The following is a 3,893-nucleotide window of genomic DNA, read 5'->3' as shown; positions in this document are numbered from 1 at the left end:
AAATAGAAAGCGATCGCATGTTTCTTGGCGGAATCGGCGATCGCCTTCAATGTAGACCCAATATTCAGGTCAACACTATGATGACACAACAGCAAGTAATTGGCATAATCCAACTTGATACAAAAGCTCATTCTCACGACAAATTTGAGCAAAACATCGAAGAGAAGGTGCTTCACACAGTACCGTTTGCCTTAAACTACACCTTTGATTACGATCGCTTTGCTAAACCCGATTTACAGGCAAAGGCAAAATCCACTCTCGGAAGCTTCTTTGGCTTCGTCCGTCAAACTTTTGATGGGTTGATAGAGATTGGGCGTTAGCGAAGCTCATCGCAGATATCGCTCCAGGATTTTTACTTCGACTGCCTTGCATTTTGCCCAAATGGGAAAAAAATATTTTCCGAATGGCTTGCTTCTCCTGATTTTGGTGCATCTCGCTATATAGCACAAAGCGCGATGGAAATCAGCGATTGGTTCGACAAACTCCCTGCAAAAGTACAACATCTAGTTCGTCAAAACGTCCAGCAGTGGAGTGTTTCTGCACTACGACAGTTAACCAAAGTTAGCCATGATTTAGTTAAAGAATTAGTGCGTTCGGGCAAAAAGACTGCTGCACAAGTGAAGAAAGAGTTTGGAAGTGCGAGAGCGAAGGAGGGAGAGAATTTAGTTGGTTCCCACCTTAGCGAGACAGTAAACGATATGTCCACTTCTCTCTCCCTCTCGCTATCTCGCTCCCAAACTCCCATTTCTGACTCATCCCAAGAGGGGGAAAGCGAGAAAGTGGGAAAGGAAGGGAAAAAGAACAATATTTCCCCGCTTCTGCCTGCTCCTGAGTTAGTTCCTGGTATGCGAATTGTTGTTAAGGAAGAGAATACGGGTTGGAATGGGAGCAGTGGGATAATCATGTCCAAGCAAGAAGGTAATTTCTGGGTATTGCTTGACCATACGATCGCTCAGGGTATGGAAGTCAAACACCTGCTCAAACCTCACCAAATCGGACTAGAAACTCAACAACCAATCGCAAAGTCAACTTCTCAAGAATTGTTTACTGCTGCCCAAGTCGAACAAAAAGTCGCATCAGCGATCGCCCAGTATAATAGTGAAAAAGCTGAGTCAGAACAGGGACGGTTTGTAGAAATTCGAGACGCAGCGCTGCAAGCGGCAAAACGAGAAATCCAAGCTGCACAAGAATATGCTCGTGCGATCGCACTTCAGAACCAAGATTTACTCGAACAATTGGCAGGAAAGGATGAAGAGGTGCGATCGCTCCATGCATTACAAACCAGAAATCAGCAACTCGAACAGCGAGTGGCAGAGTTAGAAAAAGCCCTCGAAAACTCCAGTGCAAATAACTGGGGCAATACCTTTAACAATCAAGCTGCAAAGGTGGTTAACTCGGAGTTGGAGAAAACTATCGAACCGTTGATGTCCGAAGTCGAACGGTTACAAAATTTGATGCGATCTGCGCTTCGCAGCAGCGCTTCGCTATCGCAGGAACAAGAATTATCGCAACTTCAAATACTCAATAGAAAACAACAAGAAGAATCATCATCAGATGCAGTTTTAGCGGAGTTTGGGGAGATAGGGGAAAGATTTGGGTGGTCTGGTTGGAGTCGTCGGGGTTATCGTGCTGCTAGTGGGATGTTGTGTACTGGGATTGGGGCGATCGCCGCTTTTATTTCAGATTTAAAGTCATCTTCCCCAAGTTACCAACAGCAGGAAATCACATTTTAGATTTACATCAAATTAGATTTGCGTCGAATTTTGCCATTGCTTAAAAATGGCGATGGATTGGTTAGGCAATGACAAATGTATATTTAATTTTGCATTGGTACTTATGAATATCGATTAATTAATTTTTGTGCTGCTTGATTGTGCTTTTCAACTAATTCTGGTGGTGCGATAACTTGTACTGCATCCATGTAGCGATGTAACCATAGTAAAAATTCATCCAAGGAACGTCGGGGCAAGGTGACAGTATAATCAACAGATAAAAGTTCCCCTGTGGATTTGTCTTTAATTGCGTTACTAATTGTCTGGCTGGGATGACGGCGATCGCCTTCTAAAATAAATACAGCAACGGGAGGGTAAAATCTCGCTGTAACAGCAATTAATTCTAGTTCTCCGGCTAATTCCAGATGTTGTTCTTCTATGTCTCCCAACTTCAAACCCCAGCCGTTTTCAATCAATCGATAGGCTTTTTTGAGATTTTCCTGCTGTGCTGCAATTCCCCTAACAGTATTTGATGGTTTGCAATAATTAGCAAAACGGTTTATTCTACCGATGGCAAAATGTCCGTTGTCGCAGTATTGATATAGCAAATACCAAGCTATGTCGTGGTAAATCAATTGCAGGGGATATATCTGCATAATTCCCAGATGGTTTTGATTGTAGGGTGATACTTGACGGGAGATTTCTATTGCTTGTCCTTGACTAATGGCTTTTTCGACCAAGGATATTTGATGGTATAGATTGTCTTTATTTTTACCTGTGGCAATCATTTCCTCCGGGTCGGTGTAGACTATGGCTCGATTTAAGTGTTGACGTACTGGGTAAAATAATCCACCTTGGAGTTCGATATTCAAACCCCGCAAGCGTTTTTCTAAAGACTCGTATATCAATCGTACTTGGGGATGCCCTTGGAATTTTGCCTGACTCAATAAAGCATTGAGGGCAACTTTTAGTTCCTCGATGGAATTGCACCTGTACCAAGGTAGTAACCCCAACGATACATTTGGCGGTCGAGGATGCCATATTTGCGTAATGTATTTAAATCTTTGCGGAGGGTGGGGATAGCGGGATAATCTGGTGGAAGTTGGATATTTAAGCTGGTTGCTAGTTCTTGGAAACGCTTTTGGACTTGCAGGAATGCATCATGGTGTTTTTCTCCTTTTGACTCGAAGCTATCGGGACAACCGACTCCTGGATATTTGAGGAAGGTAGCAATTAGGAGTAGAAGTCGTTCGCAAGTTTTTTCCATTGAGTGATATTGTTTGATTTATAAATTTTATTTTGTCAAGATAAAAGAAAATATTTAAGGATATTCAACTTGGTTTGGTAAATTTAGTATATGCGAACTTTTAGAGAGATTTATCAAAGTAAAATAGATATTTTCTTTTACTGGTCATTGTAGTGAGATTTTTTGTAAAGTAGAAGTCAAATATATAACTGATGAAATCGAAGCTTCAGTAATTAAAACTAAACTTCATACTCTATAAAAGGCAAAAATGTATATCTCCCCGCGCACTGCTTTTACTCGCAATAGCTTGGTTTCCGTTGGTACTGGGACTATTACTCTGGTGATATTGCTAATTGCACCTTTGGGTTTAGCTGCTGTAATTATTAATACTTTATTGGTGACGGTTGCCACCTTTACGGTTTCGACAATTGCTGATCGGGTGTTATTGTGGCTGGAACCTGGACAAAAGGCTGAGGTTTTGGGTAATTCCCGTAGTGGAAGATTGGGTAGACGCAGAGATTGAAATGCAAACACTCTACGTTTCTCAGCAAAATTGCTACGTTGGTTTAAGCCAAGAATCGCTAATTATCAAACAAGGCGATCGCATTCTTGGTGAGGTACAATTACCTCTACTGGAACAAGTTTTGATATTTGGTAAATCCCAGGTTTCTACTCAAGCAATTAGAGCATGTTTATGGCGTGATATTCCCATTGCCTACTTGTCGCGGATGGGTTATTGTTACGGTCGGATGTTACCAATTGCGCGGGGTTTTCGTCAATTATCCCGTTATCAACAGCAGCTTTCATTCACAGATAATTTAATTACTGCTCGGACAATTGTGGAAGCTAAATTGAAAAATAGTCGTACCTTATTACCAGGGTAAGCGCATTTAATTTTGTAGTCAAAAATACAGATTATTTGACTAATATATACA

General features: G+C 41.5%; 3 protein-coding genes and 2 pseudogenes. 3 read left to right on the top strand and 2 right to left on the bottom strand.

Features of this window, described 5'->3' with window-relative positions; translation table 11 throughout:
* Nucleotides 1-80 precede the first annotated feature (80 nt).
* Nucleotides 81-1,733, top strand: a pseudogene (locus CK510_RS27610) (tropomyosin).
* Between the two features lie 101 nt (nt 1,734-1,834).
* Here CK510_RS27610 and CK510_RS27605 read toward each other — a convergent pair.
* Together CK510_RS27605 and CK510_RS33700 are read right to left on the bottom strand one after the other, a co-directional pair.
* A complete protein-coding gene (locus CK510_RS27605) occupies nt 1,835-2,725 on the bottom strand; it encodes a helix-turn-helix transcriptional regulator (RefSeq protein ID WP_245912464.1) in 891 nt (296 codons plus the stop codon).
* Nucleotides 2,680-2,979: a hypothetical protein gene (locus CK510_RS33700; protein ID WP_245912463.1), complete on the bottom strand. Its 300-nt coding sequence runs from the start codon at nt 2,977-2,979 to the stop codon at nt 2,680-2,682. The genes CK510_RS27605 and CK510_RS33700 overlap by 46 nt, the downstream gene beginning before the upstream one ends.
* A gap of 247 nt (nt 2,980-3,226) precedes the next feature.
* Between CK510_RS33700 and csx18 the strand changes: the two genes are divergently transcribed.
* Entirely contained in the window at nt 3,227-3,481 is a 255-nt protein-coding gene (csx18, locus tag CK510_RS27600) for a CRISPR-associated protein Csx18 (RefSeq protein WP_095724701.1), read from the top strand.
* A 1-nt stretch (nt 3,482) separates the two neighbouring features.
* Nucleotides 3,483-3,833: pseudogene (locus tag CK510_RS27595) on the top strand (CRISPR-associated endonuclease Cas1); the annotation flags it as partial.
* Between the last annotated feature and the right edge of the window lie 60 nt (nt 3,834-3,893).

The organism is Brunnivagina elsteri CCALA 953 (assembly GCF_002289455.1).
In the GTDB taxonomy this organism is placed as follows: domain Bacteria; phylum Cyanobacteriota; class Cyanobacteriia; order Cyanobacteriales; family Nostocaceae; genus Brunnivagina; species Brunnivagina elsteri.
Note: the sequence above shows the minus strand (reverse complement) of the source record. Positions and strands in the feature narration are given on the sequence as shown.